The sequence below is a fragment of the Lactococcus nasutitermitis genome, assembly GCF_018403765.1.
GTDB classification, from domain to species: domain Bacteria; phylum Bacillota; class Bacilli; order Lactobacillales; family Streptococcaceae; genus Lactococcus; species Lactococcus nasutitermitis.
The window spans coordinates 103274-124758 of record NZ_BOVQ01000009.1; the positions used below are offsets into that span (position 1 = coordinate 103274).

The window sequence follows — 21485 nt, forward strand, 5'->3', positions numbered from 1 at the left end:
ATGAAAGAAGTTAAAAATAACCATACATTTGTTATATGTGCGTATAAAAGCTCTCCATATCTTGAAGTATGTATTGAGTCTTTGTTAGCGCAAACTTCAGTATTGAAAAAGGAATCTTCTGTAATTCTTTACACTTCAACACCCAATGATTTTATTACTGAACTTTGTGAAAAGTATGATATTCCTCAGTTTTCTGACAAAGGTGGCAGTATTGGTGCAGATTGGAATAAAGCTTTATCCTTTGTAAAAACAAAGTATGCTACGATTGCTCATCAGGATGATATTTATGAAGCCGACTATGGTGTGAAAATACTTCAGGTATTTAAAGCGAGAGAAGATTTGAATATTGCCTTTTCTGATTATTATGAGATAGATGAAGAAGGAAAAAGTCGGAGTAGAAATATCAATCTCAAAGTTAAAACATTCGGTCTTAAATTACTTTCACTTCTGCAAAATAAAACTTATCAAAGAAGAATTTATGCTTTTGGAAATTTCATTTGCTGTCCAGCTGTTTCTTACAATATGGAACGCTTAAAAGACTTCAAATTTAATGAAGAAATGAGAATGGCACTGGATTGGGATGCTTGGGAAAGAATTATGCGCTTGCCAGGACATATCAAATATCTGTCAGAAAGACTTATGGCACATAGAATTCATGGAGAATCAGAGACAACAGTAAATACGCAAAACGAACATAGAAAAAATGAAGAGTACGAAATCTTTGAAAGATATTGGGGCAAAGGTCTCTCAAAATTATTTATGATGATTTATCAATATAATAAACTGGGGAATAAACATGAATGAACAAGCCTTAATAAGCGTTATAATTCCTATTTATAATGCAGAAACTTATCTAGTAGATTGCTTAAATTCAATTTTAGAACAGACACACAACCATTTAGAGATTATTTTAGTAAATGATGGTTCTACAGATAATTCTCTTAAAGTTCTCCAAGAATATATGGACAAAAAGCAGGATAAGAGAATGAAATTATTTTCTATTGAAAATTCCGGACCTGCAGGAGCGAGAAACTTTGGATTAGAACAAGCAACAGGTGATTTTCTCATGTTTGTTGATTCGGATGATACGATTAGTTCAGATTTACTTGAAGTATTATTAGCAACTCTTAAAGGAGATGATGAGCTTGCAATGTGTAAGTTCTCCAAAGATTTTAAGAGAGTGGGAGAAGGAAATAGAAAAGAGATATTTCAAACCCAATCTTTTGTAGAAAGTGTCAAGCAAATGTATTCTCCTGGATTTGCTTCAGCAGGCCCAGTTTGTAAATTATATGGACGTCAAATCTTTAAAAATTTAAGATTTCCTGATATTATGATGTATGAAGATGCAGCAATAAGTCTTCAGGTACTTTCGATAGCGAATAAAGTAAATTTTGTTGATTATTGTGGCTATTATTATCGTTTTAATCCAGAAAGTCTTACAAATAAGAAAGTGTCTGAGCGAAACTTTGCTATTTTTGATAAAACGGAAATTGTGTTAGATTTTGTAAAAGAACATCATCCGGAAGCATTGAAACTAGCACAGACCATTTGTATCAATGATAATGATTACGTAATGTTAGAATGTACAAGAGATAAATCTGATGTCTCTAAAAAATTATTTCTTCAGCTTTTTGAGAAAAATAAAGAACTTTCAAAAAACTTAGGTATGAGAAAGTTTGTCTATCTCAATTCTGGACTTTTACGTTTAGGATTAAAATTGATGAATAAAATTTACTACAATGATTTTGTTAGAAATAATTTGAAAAAAGTTTTAGGAGTGTAAAGTGGATAATAAAATTGATTTTGTAATTACTTATCTGGATGGTGCAGATCCAGACTGGGAAAAAGAAAGGGATTTTTACCGAAATAATCAACAAAAAGGTACCGCACATGAAAATGGTAACAGTCGTTATCGAAATATGGATAATTTCCAATTTCTCCTGCGTTCCATAGAACGATTTGCTCCATGGGTAAATAAAATTCATATTGTAACTTGGGGACACGTTCCTAAGTGGTTAAATGTTAATCATCCGAAAATTAACGTTGTTAACCATAAAGAATTTATTCCAGAAGCATATTTACCTACTTTTAATTCAAATGCGATTGAATTTAGTTTTGATAAAATCCCAGGTATTTCAGAGTGTTTTGTAAATTTTAATGACGATATGTTTTTGAACGCACCTACATTACCAACAGATTTCTTTGTAAATGGAAAACCGTGTCTTCAAATGATGCACGCTCCATTTATGCCAAGTGACGCTCTTTTTTCTAATAACATTTTAGCTTTGAACAAAGCTGTAGATACAAAATATTTGATAAATAAAAAAATGTTTTCGCTAAAAAATGGAGTATTTGCTTTTTTGGCTAATGTTTATATGCTCCCTATGTTAAAATTTTACGGTCATTTTCTTGGCTTTCGAGAAGACCACTTGCCAGCTCCGCTTACAAAGACATTGTACAAAGAATTAAGAACAAAATTGCCTGATTATTTTGAGTTTGTAGGACAAAGTAAATTTAGAAATTCTCAAGATATTAAAAGTATTTCTGACTGGGTAATGCTTGATTATGCGCGTGCCACAGCTGAATTTATCCCAATGAATTCATTCAAGTTTGGAAAATTAGTCAATTTGGACAAAGAAATAGATTTTGATGCTCTTTTCAAATCTAAATATAAGATTTTGTGTTTAGAAGATGGCGATTGGGTTCCAGAAAATGAATTTGATGAAGTAGTCAACAAAATGAATAGTGCTTTTGAAAAAAAATTCTTAGACAAAAGTGAATTTGAATTATAAGATAGTGTGGAGATATTATGACTTACTTAGAAGAAGTACACAAGCGTGCATTAGAAATACAAAAAGAAATAGATTTATTCTGTGTTAAAAATGATATTCCTTATTTTCTCATAGGAGGGTCGTTGCTAGGAGCAGTACGTCATCAAGGTTTTATTCCATGGGATGACGATATTGATATAGGAATGCTCAGAAAAGACTATGAAAAATTTATGTCACTCTGGAAAGACACTGAAAACTATGAACTGCTTGAATACAGAAAGCAGAAAGATTTCAGTCGTCCACAAGCAAAAATTTCTGATAAACATTCAAAAATTAAAGTATGGTCTTCAAGAGATGATGATGATTATCAAATGGGTGTTTTCGTAGATATCTTTCCCATAGATATTGTATCAGATGATTTTCAAAGAGTTGGTAAAACATACTCAAAAATTAAACGATACATAACGATATTAAACAATAGGAAACTATCAAGAATTGCTAGTCCTAAAGACATGCCATTCATCCAAAAGATTAGTTTGCTTACTTTTAAGACGATAGCTTTTGTTATGTATAAGATTTTAGGTCGAAAATATCTAATCAACAAGATTTATAAATTATCTACTGAATCAAGCGGAAATTACATAATTAATTTTTCTACATCGTATAAGTTTACTCAGGAACTTTTTCCCTTAGAGTATGTAGATAAAATTATTCAACATAAATTTGAATCTGAAAGTTTTCCAATACCTGCAGAGTATAATAAAATGTTGGAAATACAATATGGTCCTGACTACATGAAAATTCCTGACAATATCAATCCTAATACTCATCATGGTTTTGATTATTTAGAAATTGATGATATAGAATATATCGTAGATGGGAAACTAATATAACAGATTATATTTTCAAAAACTTTGTTGTGAGAAGGAGGTTAAAAATTTAATGATGAATACAAAATTAAAAACGGGTTTTATCTTCACATCCCTCGGAATTTATAGTAATTTTCTTTTACAAATTATCATTCAAATGGTATTAAGTAGATTATTGACGCCAAAACAATTTGGACTTGTTGCTGTTATGCAAGTATTTATCATATTTTTTGCCATGATGATTGAATCTGGAATGGGACCTGCAATTATTCAAAATAAATTGCTAACTTTTGAGGATAATCGTGTCTTGTTTGACTTCTCCGCTCTGTTTGGATTAAGTATTGCCGTTATCTTTGGCTTCTTCGGTATTGTTTTAGCCATACTTTATCACAATCATGATTTTTACTTTCTTACTTGGGTACAAGCGATATCAATATTTTTTAATGGCTTAAATATTGTTCCAACAGCTATACTTAATAAAGCTAAGAGATTTAAAGCTGTTAATTTTAGTTTGGTGCTTGCTAATTTATGTGCTGGGATTATTGGAGTAACTCTTGCTTTTCTTGGTGGAGGAGTGTATGCTTTAATTATAAGTGCTATTACAGCTTCAATTATCAACTTCTTACTTAATCATTTTTTCTCTAAGGTTACCTTTACAAGACATTTTAACATGGCACCATTAAAAAGTGTATGGACATTTTCTAAGAACCAATTTGGATTTAACTTTGTTAACTATTTCTCCAGAAATTCGGATAATATGTTAATTGGGAAGTTTATGGGAGAAGCGGCACTTGCAAATTATAGTAAAGCATATCAACTGTTAATGCTTCCTAATACACTTTTTACAAGTGTAGTAAATCCTGTTTTACAGCCCGTTCTTTCAGAGTATCAAGATGATGTGGATTATATTCGACAGGTATATTTTAAAATAGTTCATATTTTAGCTTTAATTGGTATTCCTTTATCAATATTTTTAAGTACAACGGCTAGACAAATTATTTTGTGTATGTTTGGTGGTCAGTGGTCAGCAGCTATTTTTCCATTTTCTATTCTTTCAATAACTGTTTGGAGTCAGATGATTGTTACTCCTGTGGGTGCGATTTTTCAAGCAAGAAATCATAGTAGAAAATTATGGGTTACAGGATTATTTACTGCTAGTGGATTAGTATCCTCAATAATTATTGGAGTACTTCTAGGTTCAATCAATACTGTGGCTATCTGCTTGACAATTGGATTTTTATATAGTTTTTGCGTTAATTATTATAGACTCATTAAACATTCTTTAAATGGGAAACTACTTGACTTTTTTAAAGAATTTATAACACCAGTTATTTTAGGTGGAGTAATATTTATAGTCCTTGAATTAGAAAAGTTTATTGACCCCTCTAATTTATTTTATAGTTTAATTCTTAGAGGTGTCATTTTTATTTTTGCATGGTTACTTTTTATATTTTTTAGTTCAGAGAGAAAAGTAATCACAGAAATTATTAAGAAGAGGTAGGTAAAAATAATGGATAAAGAAAAAGTGGTATTAGTAGCAGGAACATTTGACATCTTACACGAGAGTCACATCAATATGCTAAGAAATGCACGTAATCTTGGTGATAAATTGATTGTAATGCTTTCTACAGATGAGTTTAATGCTGGGAAAGGAAAGAAAGCTTACCAAGATTATGATACTCGTAAGTATGTACTTGAAGCGGTTAGATATGTTGATTTAGTTGTGCCAGAACAGTCTTGGGATGATAAATCTTTATATATTGATATGTTTGGTGTTGATATTTTTGCAATGGGAGATGATTGGAAAGGAAAATTTGATTTTCTTAAAGAGCAGTTTCCTGAACTAAAAATAATGTATTTTCCTCGTGGGAAAACCTCATCATCTAAGATTAAAGAAGAACTAGGAAAATTAAATAATCAAGAAACCAAGGACTAAACTCGAGAAAATTACACGATTTTAGCTATGAAAAAATAAAGCTTTATAATAATTTTAATGGAATGGATAGTACATTGATGAAAAGTCAAATAATACTGAGAATAAAATTAAGTGTCATAGTTACTTGCTTTTTTATGAGCTTTTTTTCAAGTGTTATGAAAGTTCAAGCCGATAATACTAATACCAATGTAAATGTGTCTTTGACTGCTGTAAATAATGGTACACCGATTGTAAATGGTGTATATTCTGCTGTTAATGTTCAGAAAGTTTACAGCCAAATGAAAATGGGGGAATTTTCTTCAGATGAAATGAATAGTGCAACTTGGTTGATGGTAAAATCAACTTTGAGTTTTGTTGAAGGACAGAAAGATAGTCCAGATATTATCTTACCTACAGGTGCAAAGATTGGAAATGGTCAACAACATACAGAGGCAGAAATGCCAGACCTTATTAGCTTACTCATTCAATATGGTGGAGGTAATTTACTGACTAATGGGCAAAGTGGAAACTTTTTCCATCAACCCTCCCCTAAATTTGCTAACAAATTTACCAACAATCAAGGAAACGCAGTCGCAGTTCTCCCAGCGGGAAAAACGTTAATCTTAGATGGGAGTGGCAAAGTATTGAAGTTAGTTGATATTACATCGACTACTAAACAAATAATGATTGACACGGCAAACTTAAATGACCGTTTAAGTGCTGTTTTGGAAAATCCTGAAAAAGAAAGTCGTTCAAACTTTAATCAATATATTATTCAACCTAATCGAACACTTACATATAAGATAACAATAAAAAAAGATTTTAACCAAAATGGTGGAGTGATTTCAGTTGTAGCAAACAATAATTTAGTTATTGACAGCATTAAAGCTGATAATTCTGCAAGTACGATTAGTCCTATTGCATCTTCTTCGGTAAATAATTCTCAAAATGTTACTTTTCCTGTATTAAGTCAAGATGAAGTGTTGATTGTACACGCACACGTAACTCCGACAAGTCTTAGTGATTTAACACCAAGTGGAGCTACATTAGTTGTTAGTGGTGGTGATACTAATGGAAATTTTGTAAAAAGTAGCTCTCCTGCAGTTATTCTTACTGGGATAAATTTCGCAATGGTTGATACACAAGCAAATAAATTTGTGACTGGAGGAGAATATATCCTTGGGAGAAAAGTTGCTGGTGGAGATGAGTTATATTCTAATAATGCACAGTGGGTTAAAGTAGCTAATCTTAATCAATTGGATTTAAATTCTTTAACTAAGCTGGAGGGGGGAAAACAATATGCGATTGGAGATATACAAACAACTCCAATTCCTCTTGAGACTAGTCGTTTTAATTTTAAGTCTAAAAAAGCACTTCAGATTAACTCATCACTTATTCAATTAGTAGGTTTAGCACCTGGTCCAGATTATTTTCTTTATCAGATAACACCTCCAAAAGGATATAGTCTTAATAAAAATTTGATTCATTTTACAGTATTTAGTCGAGCAAAGATTACTAAAAATGGTAGTCTTATTGCGGAAAATTCTTTAGGAATTTCTAAGAATCCGGATTACTCGTTGAATACATCTATTCCAGATTTTTCTGCTGGAGTTCAGGAATATAATATATTAGCTACAAGTGGTGAGTCAGTCAAGCCAATGAGTAGTTTTATTCGGATTATACTTCCTATTAGTATTTTAGTAGCATTAATGCTTGCTATGATGATAATTATTGTGAGGATTTTATAATATGGAACGAGTTAGAAGTACAAGAACTGAGAAGCAGAAAAGAGTTTCTCGAACATCCTTTGGAAAAATTCATAGAGTTTATCTCATTTTGGCTATTATAATTGGGGTATCGCTTTCTTTATTTATGCCATTATTTAATGAACCAGATGGACAATATCATTATACTGTTTCGACAAATATGGTAGGAATATCCAATGATATTTCAGCATATGGCGAAGCAAGTATAAGTTCAGGAATAAAAGCGCAAATTCCGTCTTACCAGTCTGGGAATTATTTTCAAAAGTATTTTCAAAATAAGATTGTAAAAATGCCGATGAAGGATTTGCCACGTGTACAAACCCAGCCCTCACTACTCAGTTATAATTTTTGGGGACATATTATTTCCGCTATGGGTGTTTGGCTAGGCTATCATATTTATCCTTCTATGGGGGTAATGATAGTTACAGCAAGACTTCTATCTACATTTATTTGTAGCTTAGCTATGTTTTTTATCATTCGTTTTGTGAAAAAAGGAAAATTATTCTTTTTAGCTTTGGCATTATCGCCAGTTATTACGAATAGTTTTGCGAGTTTATCTTATGATGCGCTGACTTACGTTTTGGCGGCATTTGCTGTTGCTATTGCGATTAATATGATTGTTGATAATAGAGTGAGAGTAGTCAGGTTGCTGCAAATGGTTGTTGCCTCCATCATGCTTTATTTGGGCGCGAAGACGAATATTAAATTGTTGATTGCTCTGTTTCCATTAGTAATTCTTGGTGTGTTAATAAGTCAGCATTCTAAAGAACCAAAAGAAGAAGTTAGATTAGCTTATCGTGCAACTTTCATTAAAAAAATTAATGGTATTTTATTGGTTGTGGGAGGAGTTATTGTTCTGATACTTGGAGGATACTCTATTTATAGCCATCATCCAAGTCTGCTATTTTCTAGCTGGCGTTTATTGTTAAATTATTCAGTAAATCTATTTTCAATAACGAATATTTCGCAAATTTTTAGTAGTATTATTGCAGCTCCATATGCAACCATTAACTATATGCCTCTATGGGTTTCAGGAGTTTGGTATGTTTTACTTATTTTGATACTTTTAACTGAAGAAAAGTTCGTAAAATCTAGGCTTCTTAGTCTTGGTGCTTTGCTTTTATTTCTGTTAGGTGTTCTTGCTGTTTATTTTTCATATATGAATTATTTTTCTCCGTCAATCAATGTAACGAATGTTCGAGCTGTAGGAGTTATAACTGGTATTCAAGGAAGATATTTTACACCAACTCTTTTACTATTTCCTTTAGTATTTGCAAATACTCACTTTAAGATACAACTCAATCGCAAAAATATGATATTTGCTTTTTCAATTATTGTTATAATAATTTCAAATATATTATTACTTTTCGGAACTTTATTTGGAATTTATTATTTATAAACGAAGAGCGCTGTTAGTGCTTAAGGTAAAATAAAAAAATGGCTGAGAATAGCCATTTTTTTATTCTGAATAGAATGCAATTCCTTCATTTTTCCATCCCGCTTTTACAAGAGAATTTTGTTCGTAAGCGTTTGTTGTGTAGTTGTGCATTCCATTGTGAGGATTATAGGCACGATAGATTGGAGTAGAACCAGCAGAACGGAAACTAATTCCTTCGTAGCGCCATCCTGATTTTACTAAACTATTTTTTTCATAACTACTCATAGTATAAAAATGATAGCCACCATTGGGATTATAGAGACGATAGACAGGACTAGATGAAGTTGAAGTTGAAGCACTCCATCCAACTCCTTCAAGGTTCCATCCGGTTTTGTCTAATTGCTGTGCTTCATAACTATTTTCTGTATAGAAATGCTCACCACTGTTTGGGTTATAGACGCGATAAACGTAGCTAATGGCTGAATTGTCATTGAAAAGATTTGAATAATCAATAGAGACATCAAGTGGGGAGGAAGTACTCATACCAGTAAAGTACATTTGACTTGAATATTGCCAAGCTCCGTATTGCATATTTTGGAGATTGTTATTGCTTGGTTTTCCATAGAGATATTGTGCTATCCACATATTTTTAGCACCAAGTGTTGTGGCGTTCATTTTATTAGAAGTAGCCCAACTTTGTGAGGTATAAAATTTAACATTAGGATAGCCAGCAGCCCGTACAGTTTTTGCAAAAGTTTGAGAAGCTGTTGTCCAATTACCGGTGTAAGAAGTATTTTCGGCATCTTCAATCATAGTTGTTCTTGTTGGAAGTCCTAAAGATTGGGCTACTTTTACGAAATAGGAAGCTTCTGAGGCAGGATTACCAAAGTCAGCAAAGTGATAGACAGCTATATTTAAGCCAGCGTTTTGTGCCATTTGAATTTCACTTTTAGCGTAAGGATTAGTATAAGTTGTACTTTCAGTTAGTTTGACAACAACTGTTTTAACCCCCGCTTTTTTTAGTGCATTGAAATCATTTTGAGTCATCCATGATTGGTAAGATGAGACATCAACGGCATCTTTTGAGGGGAGACTTGTATCTGTAGAGGAAAGGTTGGCTGGTGTATTTGCTGAACTGAGTAAGTGGTAAGAGAGAGCTTCAACTTTAATAGCACCAGTTCTGTAGGATGTCGTAGAAGCTTTTGGAATACTTGTTGTTGTGGATGTTGAGATAGGAGAAATGTAATAGCCCATTGGATGATTATTGGGAGTAGCATTCACACTTGCAGCAGTATCATCAGCCAGGATAGATTTTGTTGATAGAAATGCGAAAAATAGAAGAGGGATTAAGAGGATTTTTTTGTGAGACATATTTTCTCCAAACTGTTATTTTGTAAGAGTTTTCTATTCTATCATCATAATATATTTTTAACAAAATTACAAATCAGTAGCTATTTTGCTGATATATGAAAAACCTCAAAAAATTTGAGGCTTTATTTCATTTTACTTTCCAAGCAGTTCCTTCATTTTTCCAGCCAAATTTAACGAGTTGTGTGTGTTCATAGGAGTTGAGAGTATAATTGTGCATTCCATTGTTTGGGTTGTAAGAGCGATAAATAGAACTGTTACCTCCTGTGTAGAAGGAAACTCCTTCATAGCGCCAACCTAAACTGACTAGTTTATTTTTCTCGTTATTGTTTAATGTGTAGAAATGATAGCCTCCGTTTTTATTGTAAAGGCGATAAACAGGATTATTTTTTGTAAGAGGAGATTCCCAACCGATACCTTCGTGATGCCAGCCTGTTTTACTTAATTGAGTAGCTTCGTAGCTGTTTGTTGTATAAAAATGTTCGCCACTGTTAGGATTGTACATACGGTAAACTTCTTGATGTGTTGTTGAGGCTGCTGGAGCTTTAAAAATATTTCCGTAGTCAATGTTAGTATCAATGGGTTTTTGAGCGCTGAAGTTGGTGAAATACATTTGGCTGGTGTATTGCCATGCGCCGTATTGAGTGTTTTGGAGGTTGGTGTTGCTTGGTTTGCCGTAGAGATATTGGGCTACCCACATATTTTTATTGCCAAAAGTTGTTGGATTGATGATTTTACTTTCTACCCAGCTTTTTGATGCGTAATAGCGAATGTTGGAATAACCTTGATTTTTTAGGCGATTGGTAAAGTTTTGACTGGCTTGATTCCAAACTCCAGAAGCAGTTCCAGAGTACTCAGCATCTTCAATCATGACGGTACTGTTTGTTAAGCCGAGACTTTTTGCCATATTTGCGTAGTAAGTTGCTTCGTTAGTTGCAGCGTTATTTGCGCTTGTTTGATTGCTGGTATTGCCAAAGATTGCAAAGTGATAAGTGGCAATGTTCAGTCCGGCATTTCTTGCCATTTGGATATGGGATTTTGCATAAGGATTTTGGTAATAAGTACCTTCTGTAAGTTTGATGATGACTGTTTTGACACCTTGGGCTTTGAGTTGGTTGAAGTCAGATTGGGTCATCCAACTTTGATAGCTGGCGATGTCAATGGCATCTTTTCTTGGAAGGCTACTATCGTTTGAAGTGAGATTTGAGGGCGCACTTGCACGGGCGCGTTTCATTTCTGGTGTACGATACCCCCCTGTATAATAGCCCATTGGATGGTTGTTATTTTCAATATTTTCGCTTGTTTCAGCTGAAATTTGTTGTAGAGGAAGAACTGTTAATAGGACTGTTGTAAGGAGGAATATACTTTTTAATTTAGTTTTCATTTTTTTCTCTTTTTCTAATGTAATTCTAATTTTAAAAACGATATTTTTAATTTTAACAAACATACTATTGATTACAAAATGATTTGAAAGATTATATGATAAGAAAATGAGATTTACCTATTGAAAACTGGGCTAAATAGTGATAGAATGGGAACAATAAAATTTTGGAGGATTGTTGTTCGATGTCGAATTGGGAAACGAAGTTTTTGAAAAAAGGTTATACTTTTGATGATGTATTGCTCTTGCCAGCTGCAAGTAATGTTTTACCAAATGAAGTGAAGTTAGGTGTGGATTTGGCTGCTAATATTCATTTGAATGTTCCTATTATTTCAGCTGCTATGGATACAGTTACGGATTCAAAGATGGCTATTGCGATGGCACGTCAAGGTGGCTTGGGTGTTATTCATAAAAATATGTCGATTGAGCAGCAAGCTGAGGAAGTGCATAAGGTAAAACGTTCTGAATCTGGTGTTATTACAGACCCATTTTTCTTAACGCCTGAACACAAGATTGAGGAAGCTGAGAATTTGATGGCGACTTATCGCATTTCTGGTGTTCCTATCGTGGAAACTTTGGAAAATCGTAAGTTGGTTGGGATTTTGACAAATCGTGATTTGCGTTTTGTGAGCGATTATGAGCAACAGATTAAAAATGTGATGACTTCTGAGGAGCTGATTACTGCTCCTGTTGGGACGACTTTGGATGAAGCTGCTTCTATTTTGCAACGTCATAAGATTGAAAAATTGCCTTTAGTGGATGCTGAGGGAAAACTTGCTGGTTTAATCACGATTAAAGATATTGAACGTGTGATTGAATTTCCAAATGCGGCAAAAGATGCGAAAGGTCGCTTGTTAGTCGCTGCGGCTGTTGGTGTGACGAGTGATACATTTGACCGTGCGGGAGCTTTGTTTAAGGCTGGTGCAGATGCAATTGTGATTGATACGGCACATGGTCATTCCGCTGGTGTGCTGCGTAAGATTGCTGAAATTCGTGCGAAATTCCCAGATAAAACGTTGATTGCTGGAAATATTGCGACGGCTGAGGGCGCACGTGCTTTGTATGATGCCGGTGTTGATGTCGTGAAGGTCGGAATTGGTCCTGGTTCTATCTGTACAACGCGTGTGGTTGCTGGTGTTGGTGTGCCACAGATTACGGCGATTTATGATGCGGCTGGTGTGGCGCGTGAATATGGCAAGAAAATCATTGCTGATGGTGGAATTAAATATTCTGGTGATATTGTAAAAGCTTTGGCTGCTGGTGGTGATGCAGTTATGCTTGGTTCTATGCTTGCTGGAACAGATGAAGCACCTGGTGAAGTTGAGATTTTCCAAGGACGTAAATACAAGACTTATCGTGGAATGGGCTCTCTTGCTGCGATGAAAGATGGTTCTAAAGACCGTTATTTCCAGGGGGCTGTCAATGAAGCAAATAAACTTGTGCCAGAAGGTATTGAGGGACGTGTGGCTTATAAGGGAACGGCAAGCGATATTGTCTTTCAAATGCTTGGTGGTTTGAAAGCTGGTATGGGCTATACGGGAGCTGGCGATATTACAGCTTTGCATGATTCAGCACAATTTATCGAAATGTCTGGTGCTGGATTGAAAGAATCTCATCCGCACGATGTACAAATCACGAAAGAAGCGCCAAATTATTCTGTACAATAATAAAATATTTTTGACAGTTTTGTCAAAAAAGTCTGTCAGTTTTGATAGACTTTTTTATGTTTTGTTTTATTTTTGATTGAGTGTAAATTAAGTGAGAGTCAGTATAATATATTTATTCCAATAAAAATTTTTCATAAAGTTTACTCCTAAAGAGAACGTTCAGCTGGTTACTGAGCGTTTTTTGTATTCTAAATTTTTTGACAGAACTGTCAAAAATATTTAACGGAAAAACAGTCAAAAAAGGCTGTTAAATATGTTATAATAGCGATATGAGTAAAACTGTAAACGAAGAATTGCGTTGCATTGGTTGTGGCGCGCTTATACAAAGTGAAGATAAAAATGGCTTGGGCTATTTGCCTGCTAGTGCGCTTCAAAAAAAACTTGAGAACGATGATGAACTCTATTGTCAACGTTGTTTTCGACTACGCCACTATAATGAAATCGTGCCAACGAGTTTGACGGATGATGATTTTTTGAAGTTGCTTCAGGAAATTGGCGAGCAAGATGCGCTGATTGTTAATGTGGTGGATATTTTTGATTTCAATGGTTCGTTGATTCCAAGTTTGCATCGCTTGACAGGAAATAATGATGTTCTTTTGGTGGCAAATAAAAAAGATATTTTGCCACATTCGCTAAAGGTTGGAAAATTAACGGCTTGGCTCAAAGAGCAGGCGAAAGCACAAGGCTTGCATCCGCTGGATATTCGTGTGATTTCGGCAATGAATCGTGATGATGTGACGGACTTGATGAATGAAATTGAAGATTATCGCGAAGGACGAGATGTTTACGTAGTTGGTGTGACGAATGTTGGAAAATCTACGTTGATTAATGCGATTATCAAAAACGCTTCAGGAGAGGATAATATCATCACCACTTCACGTTTTCCTGGGACAACTCTGGATAAGATTGAAATTCCACTTGATGATGAGAGTAAGTTGATTGACACACCGGGGATTATTCATCGGGGACAGATGGCACATTATCTTGAAGCGCAGGATTTGAAACTTATTTCGCCCAAAAAGGAAATCAAACCTAAAACTTATCAGTTAAATAGCGAGCAGACTTTGTTTTTCGGTGGTCTGGCGCGCTTTGATTTTATTTCGGGAGAAAGACAGGGAATGACGGCGTATTTTGACAATGAAATAGATATTCATCGTACAAAATTGATTGGAGCTACGGAATTTTATGAACGTCATGCAGGAGAATTACTGAAACCGGCGATTGCAGATGTGAAGCTTGTTCGTCGTGAATTTTCGCTCAAGGGAAAATCAGATATTGTTGTCTCAGGACTTGGTTGGATAAATGTACCAGAACGTGCAGTTGTCGCAGTATGGGCACCAGAAGGAGTAGATGTCGTGGTACGTAAAGCTTTGATTTGACAAATAAATAATGAAAAAGTAGGAGAAAAAATGGATTATAAAAAGATGACAATTCAGCAACTTGAGGCGCTTGAAGAGACAGGAGAACTCGTTTGGCGGGATAGTTTGGAAGATGAAAAACGTGATTTTTTGCGGGAACATCCTGATTATAGTGAGAGTTGGTTTAATGAACATTGGATTGCGAAAACTTATGGACAAGGCGCTTGGATTATTAGTAAGGATATTGAAAATCTCTAATCGTGTAATCTAGTCCAAAAGACAAAAGGAAAAAGAAAAGTTATTGATTGATTTAGATGAAAAACAAGAGCGTGTGTTGCTTGCTGGCATAGAAACTTTTGAAAATAGTGAGAGTTTCGAGAGTTCAATGATTGAACTTGCAGAATTGACAAAAACTGCGGGAGCTTTGGTAATAGACCAATTTACTCAGAAAAGAGAACGTCCAGATGGGCGCTTTCTGATTGGTTCTGGTAAGTTGGAACAAATTCGTTTTGCGATTGAAGTGGGCTACATTGATACAGTGATTTTCAATGAACGTTTGACACCACGGCAAAATATTAACTTGGAAAATGCACTTGGTGTGAAAGTTATTGACCGGATGCAGTTGATTTTGGATATTTTTGCGATGCGGGCGCGTTCTCATGAGGGAATGTTGCAGGTTGAAGAAGCGCAGTTGAACTATCTTTTGCCACGTTTGGTGGGGCAGGGAATTGAGCTGTCCAGACAAGGTGGAGGCATTGGCTCACGTGGGCCAGGGGAAAGTAAGTTAGAAACTGACCGTAGGTATATTCGCACGCGGATTGAAGCCATTGACAAACAACTGAAAAAAGTGGAAAAAACGCGGGAAACCATTCGACAGAAAAGAAGTGAAAGTGGACTTTTTCAGATTGGTTTGATTGGTTATACAAATGCTGGGAAATCAAGTATGATGAATGCGTTGGTTGGTGTACAAAAAGTTCAATATGAAAAAGATGAACTCTTTGCTACGCTTGATGCGACAACAAAGCTGGTTCAACTTGGGGATGATTTTACAGTGAGTGTGACTGATACAGTTGGTTTCATTCAAAATCTGCCGACAGAGCTTATCAAAGCGTTCAAATCAACACTTGAGGAGTCGGCAAATGTCAATTTGCTAATTCATGTGATTGATGCGAGCAATCCACATCATCAAATTCATGAGGAAACGGTGCAGAAAATCATGTCAGACCTTGATATGATAGCTATTCCAGTTTTGAATGTTTATAATAAAATGGATATTGCGCCGACTGATTTTGCGCCAACATTGACACCGAGTATTCAACTGTCAATTAAAGAGGAAAATGGTGTACAATGGTTGAAAACGGCCATTCTGGAAAAGTTGCATGATTTGTTTGATGCCTTTGAGATTGAACTGCCTTATGCGCAGGCTTATAAGTTGCCTGAACTGCGGAAATTTGCTCTGGTTGAGCAGGTGGTTGAGAAAGAAACAGCCTATCATGTGAAAGGTTTAGTTTCACCTGATATGCGCTGGAAATTAGATAATTATTAGTAAATAAGAATAGAATAAGGAAAATTTAAAATGGAATTAAATGGAAAACAAAAGCGCTATTTGCGTAGTTTAGCAGTAAATATTCGTCCGATTGTGCAGATTGGAAAATCTGGTTTATCAAATGAAATTTTGACGAGTATTCGTTCAGCTTGTGATGCGCGTGAGTTGATTAAGGTGACTATCTTGCAAAATTCAGATGAAGAAAGAGATGATGTTGCGGAAGCGATTGAGGAAATGGGACTTAATGTGGTTCAAATTATTGGACGCAATATCGTCGTTTTCAAGGTTGCTGAGAAGAAAGAAAATCGTAAAATTTCCGTTGATGTTAAGAATTTGGTAAGATAATTAGAAATAAGTGATAATTAAGCTCATTTTCATGAAAAAACTGTAAGGAAAAAGTATGGCAATAGAACTTTTGACACCTTTCACAAAGGTAAAATTGAAAGAGGAAGTAGATGAGAAGCGCCGAGCAATCGGGCTTTTCTGGGGGAATTTTAATCCTATACATGTGGGGCATTTGACGATTGCGGATCAGGTGCGTCAACAACTTCATCTGGAAAAAGTTGTTTTCTTGCCCGAACATAATACAGAAGGGCATGTTGGCAACATGATTGCGCTGGCTGTGGCGGATTATGAAGGTCTGGAGCTGGATTCTTGCCGTTGTAAGGCGAAAGTTGGAATCTATGAGACAGTGAAACAACTTTCTGAGGATAATCCTGAGTGTGATTTTTATTTTATTGTCGGTGGTGATATGATTGCCAGTTTGTCACTTTGGGAAAATATTGATGAATTGCTGGACTTGGTCACGCTTGTTGGTGTGCGCCGTCCGCGTTTTCGTACAGGAACTTCTTATCCTATCTTGTGGGTCGATGTGCCTTTGATGGAGATTTCGGGAAATTTGATTCGTGAACAATTTCATCGTGGGCTTGTGCCGAATTTTCTGTTGGCGCCGAAAGTTTTGGATTATATTTTGAAAGAAGGTTTGTATGTTTGACTTTTATCCGGAAGTTGGGCTGTCACGTGAGGAGTTGCTGGCGAAAATTGCTGCGCAGGTCAAGGATAGTCGTTTTCAGCATATTTTGGGTGTGGAGCAAGCGGCGATTGAGCTGGCGCAACGTTATGGGGCAAATCCACACAAGGCGAGTTTGGCTGGGCTTTTGCATGATTATGCTAAAAATCAATCGGATGTTGTTTTTTTGGATTTGATTGACAAATATGGACTTAATCCTGAGTTGAAGCGCTGGGGAAATAATGTTTGGCACGGAATGGTCGGAATTTACAAGATGAAAGAGGATTTCGACTTGAGTGATGCGGAGATTTTGCGAGCGGTTGAGATTCATACGGTCGGCTCAAGTGAGATGTCTGTGCTGGATAAGGTCGTTTATGTGGCGGATTATATTGAGGCTGGGCGTGATTTTGCGGGTGTTGATGAGGCGCGTGCGATTGCTGCGAAGTCGCTTGATGCTGCTGTGGCTTTTGAAACGGTGCGGACGGTGGAATTTCTGGCGGCAAAACGGATTGCGATTTATCCACAGACGATTGAGACTTACAATGCTTTTTTGCCTTATCTGGCTGAGGGAAATGTTTGAAAATGAATGTTTTATGTTATTGGTGAATTTTTGTTACGGAAATTTATGCAAAACTATAAAAATATTTTTCACTTGGGTGGCGGACGTTGATTTTATTTTTGACAGAACTGTCAAAATTGATTGAAAAAGTTTTTGATAGAATTGTCAAAAAATGTGAATGAGTCAAGTCAGAGAAATTATGTTAAAATAAGAAGTCTGAACTTTGTAAAATGTGCTGCTCTGCCATTTTCCAAAGTAAAGGTTAGCTCTAAAATAGAAATTAAGGAAAATATGAATTCAGAAAAGTTATTAGAAATTGTCGTGAAAGCGGCGGATGAGAAAATGGCGCTTGATATTGTGGCGCTTGATATGAGCGAAGTTTCAGGGATTGCGGACAATTTTGTCATCATGGAAGCGATGAATGTGCGCCAGATTGATGCGATTGTGGACAATATTGTCGATAAAGTTGAGGAAGCTGGTGTGCAAGCAGGCGGACATATCGAGGGCGAAGGGCGTTCTGGTTGGGTGCTGATTGACCTTGGCGATGTGATTGTCAGCGTTTTTGGACATGACGAGCGCGGACATTACAATCTTGAAAAACTCTGGTCTGATGCGCCTTTGGTCAATATTTCAAGTTGGGTCAGTGAATAAAATTTTTGACAATTCTGTCAAAAAAATTTGGAGATACAAATGGTAGAATTAGAGCAAAATTATACATTATTTTCGCGTGTTTATGACGAAGTGATGGATGATAGTTTGTATGAGAAATGGTTGGATTTTTCCGAACGTCATTTTCCTGCGCGCACACATAAAGTCTTGGAACTTGCCTGTGGTACGGGGATTTTGTCGCAAAAATTTGTCGCGAAACATTATGATGTGACTGGCGTTGATCTGTCAAAAGAAATGATGGATTTGGCGAAAAAACGTGTGACAAATGCGGAATTTGAACAATGTGATATGCGTGAATTGCGCTACCAGAGCGAGTTTGATGCGGTCACTTGCTATTCGGATTCGCTGTGTTATTTGACAGATTTGTCAGAAGTCAAAAAGACTTTTGACGGCGTTCATCGCGCGCTCCGTCAGGGCGGAATTTTCATTTTTGACGTCCATTCGACCTATCAGACTGATGCGCTTTTTCCGGGCTTTGCTTACCATGACAATGCCGAGGATTTTGCTTTTGTCTGGGACACGTATGCGGGCGAAGAAGCCCACAGTGTCGCGCATGAACTGACATTTTTCGTCAAATCTGACGATGGAAAATTTGTCCGAAAAGACGAATTGCATGAAGAACGAACTTACGAAATCGCCGATTATTTGACAGCTCTGTCAAATTTTTCTGACGTCAAAGTTTTTGCAGATTTCACGGACAATGCACCAGAAGCCAAGAGTCTGCGCTGGTTTTTCGTATGTCAGAAATAACCGGAATTATCGCCGAATTCAATCCCTTCCACAACGGGCACAAACGCTTGCTAGACGTGGCTTCTGGACTGAAAATCGTCGCCATGAGTGGCAACTGGATGCAGCGCGGTGAACCCGCAATTTTCGATAAATGGACGCGCGCAGAAATGGCGCTAAAAAATGGCGCCGACCTTGTCGTTGAACTGCCTGTCACGGTTTCCGTCCAATCCGCCGATTTTTTCGCCCAAGGTGCTGTCGCAATCTTGTCCGAGCTGGGAATTGACACCCTCCTGTTTGGCAGCGAATCGACAACAGACTACAACAAAATTGCAGAGCTTTACGCGGCGCGCAAGCAGGACATGGACGATTTCGTGAAGAATTTGCCCGACAATGTCAGTTACCCTGAGAAAACGCAGCAGATGTGGCAACATTTTTCCTCTGTCAAATTTGACGGAAACATGCCAAATCATGTTCTCGCCCTCGCTTATGCCAAAGCTAGTTTTGACAAGTCTGTCAAACTTCAAACGCTCCAGCGGATTGGCGATTTTCACTCCGCAGAACTGACAGGTCAATTTGCCTCAGCCACAGCGCTCCGTCAATTTTTGACAAGTCGGTCAAATGAACCCAAAACATTTTTGACAGAACTGTCAAAAATAAAAAAGGTCATTCCAAGCAATTTGACAGACCTATATAAGTCACCGCAAGCCAGTTGGCATCAGCTTTTTCCCCTTTTGCAATACAAAATCATCAGCTCAGACTTAACGAATATTTTCCAAGTCAATGAAGAACTGCAAAATCGCCTGAAAATAGCCATCAAAACAGCAACAACTTTTGACGAATTACTTGAGCAAGTCCATACAAAACGCTATACAAAAGCCCGTGTCAGACGACTTTTGACTTATATTTTACTCAATATTTCACGCGATTTTACTCTTCCAGAAAAAATCCATGTGCTAGGTTTCACAAAAAAAGGACAAGCACATCTAAAAAAATTCAGTGAAAAAACAATCGTCCGTATCGGACAAACAGCTTGGGATAGCACAACACAGCGTGCAGATACAATTTACAGACTTGCCAATCCACAAATTCCCGAGCAAAATTACGGCAGAAAACCAATAATTTTCTGACGAAACTGTCAAAAATAAAACCAGCTCTCCACAGAAAGCTGGTTTTGTGGTATAATATTAGAGAAAAAATCATCACAGACAAAAGTCTGTAAAGTTAAATAAAAAAACGAGGTATAATCCAATGGGACGTAAATGGGCAAATATTGTCGCAAAAAAAACAGCCAGAGATGGCGCAACATCAGCTAAAAATGCAAAATTCGGTGTAGAACTCTACGTCGCAGCAAAACGTGGTGGCTCCGTTGACCCAGAAGCCAACAGCCAACTGAAATTCACGATTGAAAAAGCAAAACAAGCACAAGTTCCGCGCCACGTCATCGAAAATGCGCTCAAAAAAGCAGCAGGAAAATCTGACGAAAGCTACACGGACGGTCGTTACGAAGGTTTTGGCCCCAACGGCTCAATGGTCGTTTGTGAAACTCTGACACCAAATGTCAACCGCACCATCGCTGATATCCGTACAATTTTCCATAAAAACGGCGGAAATATCGGTGGCGAAGGCTCAGTCAGTTATATGTTTGATAATACAGGCGTGATTGCTTTCAAAGGCGACGACGCAGACAGTATTTTTGAACTTCTCCTTGAAGGCGATATTGATGTGCGTGACGTCACAGCAGAAGAAGGTTACATCACAGTTTACACAGAACCAGCAGACTTGCACAAAGCCTTAGAAGTACTCAAAGCAAATGACATCACAGAGTTTGAAGAAACAGACCTTGAACTCATTCCTCAATCCGAAGTGACCCTATCTGATGAAGACCTCGAAGTTTTCCAAGGATTGCTTGATGCCCTCGAAGACAACGAAGACGTCCAAAAAGTTTATCATAATGTAGAAAATATCTAAGAAGCTAGATATATCAACTTTCAATTAAAGAAATATGCTTTATAAAATCAAAAAGGGGCATGAAATTTTAAAATAAAAACGGTGTTTATTCACCGTTTATTTTTTTATAAATTTTTCACTATACTCAGATTTCAATGTATTAGCAATGTGTGTGTATAAGCAGAATAGGGAAAACTTACCAAAGTTTAGCATAGTTTGGTATCTGAATCAAGATGTATTACGTGAATTGAACATAGCTAAGAAGTAAAAACGGCATCCAAAAAGATGCTTTTTTGTTATTTATTCTAAATAATTAAAAAAGCGGTTGCATTTATTGGAAATTAAGAGTAAAATATAAAACAACAATCATTAAAAAGACAATACAATTTAATATTGAAAATTATATTTTTATTTAGAAGTAATAACGTTGATTATTTTGAGGGATTTTTATACTTTATGAAAACACACCCACACTTTTCTCAGAAAAGTTGTTTCCGAGCTTGGAAATCAGGCAAGCACTGGCTTTATGCGGCGACTGCTCTCGCTGTTTTAG

At 36.2% G+C, this 21485-nt stretch carries 22 protein-coding genes; 20 read left to right on the top strand and 2 right to left on the bottom strand.

Going from position 1 to position 21485, the window contains the following annotated elements; translation table 11 throughout:
• From KJS36_RS10045 to KJS36_RS10080, 8 genes are all read left to right on the top strand, one after another.
• Window positions 1–804 carry a glycosyltransferase gene (locus KJS36_RS10045; protein WP_213536784.1) on the top strand — a complete coding sequence of 268 codons (804 nt, stop codon included), beginning with the start codon at window positions 1–3 and terminating at the stop codon, window positions 802–804.
• Complete coding sequence (locus KJS36_RS10050; protein ID WP_213536785.1) at window positions 797–1783, top strand: glycosyltransferase family 2 protein; 987 nt, start codon at window positions 797–799, stop codon at window positions 1781–1783. The genes KJS36_RS10045 and KJS36_RS10050 overlap by 8 nt, the downstream gene beginning before the upstream one ends.
• 1 nt (window position 1784) lies before the next feature.
• The gene (locus KJS36_RS10055; RefSeq protein WP_213536786.1) at window positions 1785–2792 is read left to right on the top strand and encodes a stealth family protein; all 1008 of its coding nucleotides are present in this window, start codon (window positions 1785–1787) and stop codon (window positions 2790–2792) included.
• Window positions 2793–2809: 17 nt separating this feature from the next.
• Window positions 2810–3664: a LicD family protein gene (locus KJS36_RS10060; RefSeq protein WP_213536787.1), complete on the top strand. Its 855-nt coding sequence runs from the start codon at window positions 2810–2812 to the stop codon at window positions 3662–3664.
• Window positions 3665–3713: 49 nt separating this feature from the next.
• On the top strand, window positions 3714–5141 hold the full coding sequence (locus KJS36_RS10065) for a lipopolysaccharide biosynthesis protein (RefSeq protein ID WP_244842923.1): 1428 nt from the start codon (window positions 3714–3716) through the stop codon (window positions 5139–5141).
• A gap of 9 nt (window positions 5142–5150) precedes the next feature.
• Window positions 5151–5576 (top strand): glycerol-3-phosphate cytidylyltransferase, encoded by a 426-nt coding sequence (tagD, locus tag KJS36_RS10070; RefSeq protein WP_213536788.1) that lies wholly within the window; start codon window positions 5151–5153, stop codon window positions 5574–5576.
• 194 nt (window positions 5577–5770) lie between these two features.
• Window positions 5771–7303: a hypothetical protein gene (locus KJS36_RS10075; protein ID WP_213536789.1), complete on the top strand. Its 1533-nt coding sequence runs from the start codon at window positions 5771–5773 to the stop codon at window positions 7301–7303.
• Between the two features lies 1 nt (window position 7304).
• Window positions 7305–8720 carry a DUF2142 domain-containing protein gene (locus KJS36_RS10080; protein ID WP_213536790.1) on the top strand — a complete coding sequence of 472 codons (1416 nt, stop codon included), beginning with the start codon at window positions 7305–7307 and terminating at the stop codon, window positions 8718–8720.
• A 60-nt stretch (window positions 8721–8780) separates the two neighbouring features.
• On the opposite strand, the gene KJS36_RS10085 is transcribed toward KJS36_RS10080, so the two are convergent.
• Both KJS36_RS10085 and KJS36_RS10090 read right to left on the bottom strand, forming a co-directional pair.
• Window positions 8781–10070: a GH25 family lysozyme gene (locus tag KJS36_RS10085; protein WP_213536791.1), complete on the bottom strand. Its 1290-nt coding sequence runs from the start codon at window positions 10068–10070 to the stop codon at window positions 8781–8783.
• A 127-nt stretch (window positions 10071–10197) separates the two neighbouring features.
• Window positions 10198–11451, bottom strand: coding sequence for a GH25 family lysozyme (locus KJS36_RS10090; RefSeq protein ID WP_213536792.1), 1254 nt, complete (start codon window positions 11449–11451; stop codon window positions 10198–10200).
• Between the two features lie 182 nt (window positions 11452–11633).
• On the opposite strand from KJS36_RS10090, the gene guaB reads away from it, so the two are divergent.
• The 12 genes from guaB to KJS36_RS10965 all read left to right on the top strand — a co-directional run.
• Window positions 11634–13115 carry an IMP dehydrogenase gene (gene guaB, locus KJS36_RS10095; protein WP_213536793.1) on the top strand — a complete coding sequence of 494 codons (1482 nt, stop codon included), beginning with the start codon at window positions 11634–11636 and terminating at the stop codon, window positions 13113–13115.
• A gap of 269 nt (window positions 13116–13384) precedes the next feature.
• A complete protein-coding gene (yqeH, locus tag KJS36_RS10100) occupies window positions 13385–14494 on the top strand; it encodes a ribosome biogenesis GTPase YqeH (protein WP_213536794.1) in 1110 nt (369 codons plus the stop codon).
• 30 nt (window positions 14495–14524) lie between these two features.
• A complete protein-coding gene (locus KJS36_RS10105; protein WP_213536795.1) occupies window positions 14525–14731 on the top strand; it encodes a hypothetical protein in 207 nt (68 codons plus the stop codon).
• Window positions 14732–14774: 43 nt separating this feature from the next.
• Window positions 14775–16019 carry a GTPase HflX gene (hflX, locus tag KJS36_RS10110; protein ID WP_213536796.1) on the top strand — a complete coding sequence of 415 codons (1245 nt, stop codon included), beginning with the start codon at window positions 14775–14777 and terminating at the stop codon, window positions 16017–16019.
• A gap of 30 nt (window positions 16020–16049) precedes the next feature.
• Window positions 16050–16364: a ribosome assembly RNA-binding protein YhbY gene (gene yhbY, locus KJS36_RS10115; protein ID WP_213536797.1), complete on the top strand. Its 315-nt coding sequence runs from the start codon at window positions 16050–16052 to the stop codon at window positions 16362–16364.
• 55 nt (window positions 16365–16419) lie between these two features.
• On the top strand, window positions 16420–17013 hold the full coding sequence (locus KJS36_RS10120) for a nicotinate-nicotinamide nucleotide adenylyltransferase (RefSeq protein WP_213536798.1): 594 nt from the start codon (window positions 16420–16422) through the stop codon (window positions 17011–17013).
• Window positions 17006–17608, top strand: a complete 603-nt coding sequence (gene yqeK, locus KJS36_RS10125) for a bis(5'-nucleosyl)-tetraphosphatase (symmetrical) YqeK (RefSeq protein ID WP_213536799.1) — start codon at window positions 17006–17008, stop codon at window positions 17606–17608. The genes KJS36_RS10120 and yqeK overlap by 8 nt, the downstream gene beginning before the upstream one ends.
• Before the next feature lie 270 nt (window positions 17609–17878).
• A complete protein-coding gene (gene rsfS, locus KJS36_RS10130) occupies window positions 17879–18238 on the top strand; it encodes a ribosome silencing factor (RefSeq protein ID WP_213536800.1) in 360 nt (119 codons plus the stop codon).
• 39 nt (window positions 18239–18277) lie between these two features.
• Window positions 18278–19006, top strand: coding sequence for a class I SAM-dependent DNA methyltransferase (locus KJS36_RS10135; protein ID WP_213536801.1), 729 nt, complete (start codon window positions 18278–18280; stop codon window positions 19004–19006).
• The gene (locus KJS36_RS10140; RefSeq protein ID WP_213536802.1) at window positions 18994–20112 is read left to right on the top strand and encodes a nucleotidyltransferase; all 1119 of its coding nucleotides are present in this window, start codon (window positions 18994–18996) and stop codon (window positions 20110–20112) included. Before KJS36_RS10135 ends, KJS36_RS10140 begins: the two co-directional genes overlap by 13 nt.
• Before the next feature lie 121 nt (window positions 20113–20233).
• Window positions 20234–20953: a YebC/PmpR family DNA-binding transcriptional regulator gene (locus KJS36_RS10145; RefSeq protein WP_213536803.1), complete on the top strand. Its 720-nt coding sequence runs from the start codon at window positions 20234–20236 to the stop codon at window positions 20951–20953.
• 435 nt (window positions 20954–21388) lie between these two features.
• On the top strand, window positions 21389–21485 hold a 97-nt coding region (locus tag KJS36_RS10965), incomplete at its 3' end, for a KxYKxGKxW signal peptide domain-containing protein (protein WP_213536807.1).

Excerpts from the sequence above, each read along its gene's own strand:
- yhbY (WP_213536797.1), top strand. The coding sequence starts at position 16,050 with ATGGAATTAAATGGAAAACAAAAGCGCTATTTGCGTAGTTTAGCAGTA.
- yqeK (WP_213536799.1), top strand. The coding sequence starts at position 17,006 with ATGTTTGACTTTTATCCGGAAGTTGGGCTGTCACGTGAGGAGTTGCTG.
- KJS36_RS10060 (WP_213536787.1), top strand. The coding sequence starts at position 2,810 with ATGACTTACTTAGAAGAAGTACACAAGCGTGCATTAGAAATACAAAAA.
- KJS36_RS10135 (WP_213536801.1), top strand. The coding sequence starts at position 18,278 with ATGGTAGAATTAGAGCAAAATTATACATTATTTTCGCGTGTTTATGAC.
- yqeH (WP_213536794.1), top strand. The coding sequence starts at position 13,385 with ATGAGTAAAACTGTAAACGAAGAATTGCGTTGCATTGGTTGTGGCGCG.
- KJS36_RS10045 (WP_213536784.1), top strand. The coding sequence starts at position 1 with ATGAAAGAAGTTAAAAATAACCATACATTTGTTATATGTGCGTATAAA.
- KJS36_RS10145 (WP_213536803.1), top strand. The coding sequence starts at position 20,234 with ATGGGACGTAAATGGGCAAATATTGTCGCAAAAAAAACAGCCAGAGAT.
- KJS36_RS10050 (WP_213536785.1), top strand. The coding sequence starts at position 797 with ATGAATGAACAAGCCTTAATAAGCGTTATAATTCCTATTTATAATGCA.
- KJS36_RS10140 (WP_213536802.1), top strand. The coding sequence starts at position 18,994 with ATGTCAGAAATAACCGGAATTATCGCCGAATTCAATCCCTTCCACAAC.
- tagD (WP_213536788.1), top strand. The coding sequence starts at position 5,151 with ATGGATAAAGAAAAAGTGGTATTAGTAGCAGGAACATTTGACATCTTA.
- KJS36_RS10090 (WP_213536792.1), bottom strand. The coding sequence starts at position 11,451 with ATGAAAACTAAATTAAAAAGTATATTCCTCCTTACAACAGTCCTATTA.
- KJS36_RS10065 (WP_244842923.1), top strand. The coding sequence starts at position 3,714 with ATGATGAATACAAAATTAAAAACGGGTTTTATCTTCACATCCCTCGGA.
- rsfS (WP_213536800.1), top strand. The coding sequence starts at position 17,879 with ATGAATTCAGAAAAGTTATTAGAAATTGTCGTGAAAGCGGCGGATGAG.
- KJS36_RS10105 (WP_213536795.1), top strand. The coding sequence starts at position 14,525 with ATGGATTATAAAAAGATGACAATTCAGCAACTTGAGGCGCTTGAAGAG.
- KJS36_RS10085 (WP_213536791.1), bottom strand. The coding sequence starts at position 10,070 with ATGTCTCACAAAAAAATCCTCTTAATCCCTCTTCTATTTTTCGCATTT.
- KJS36_RS10120 (WP_213536798.1), top strand. The coding sequence starts at position 16,420 with ATGGCAATAGAACTTTTGACACCTTTCACAAAGGTAAAATTGAAAGAG.
- KJS36_RS10080 (WP_213536790.1), top strand. The coding sequence starts at position 7,305 with ATGGAACGAGTTAGAAGTACAAGAACTGAGAAGCAGAAAAGAGTTTCT.
- guaB (WP_213536793.1), top strand. The coding sequence starts at position 11,634 with ATGTCGAATTGGGAAACGAAGTTTTTGAAAAAAGGTTATACTTTTGAT.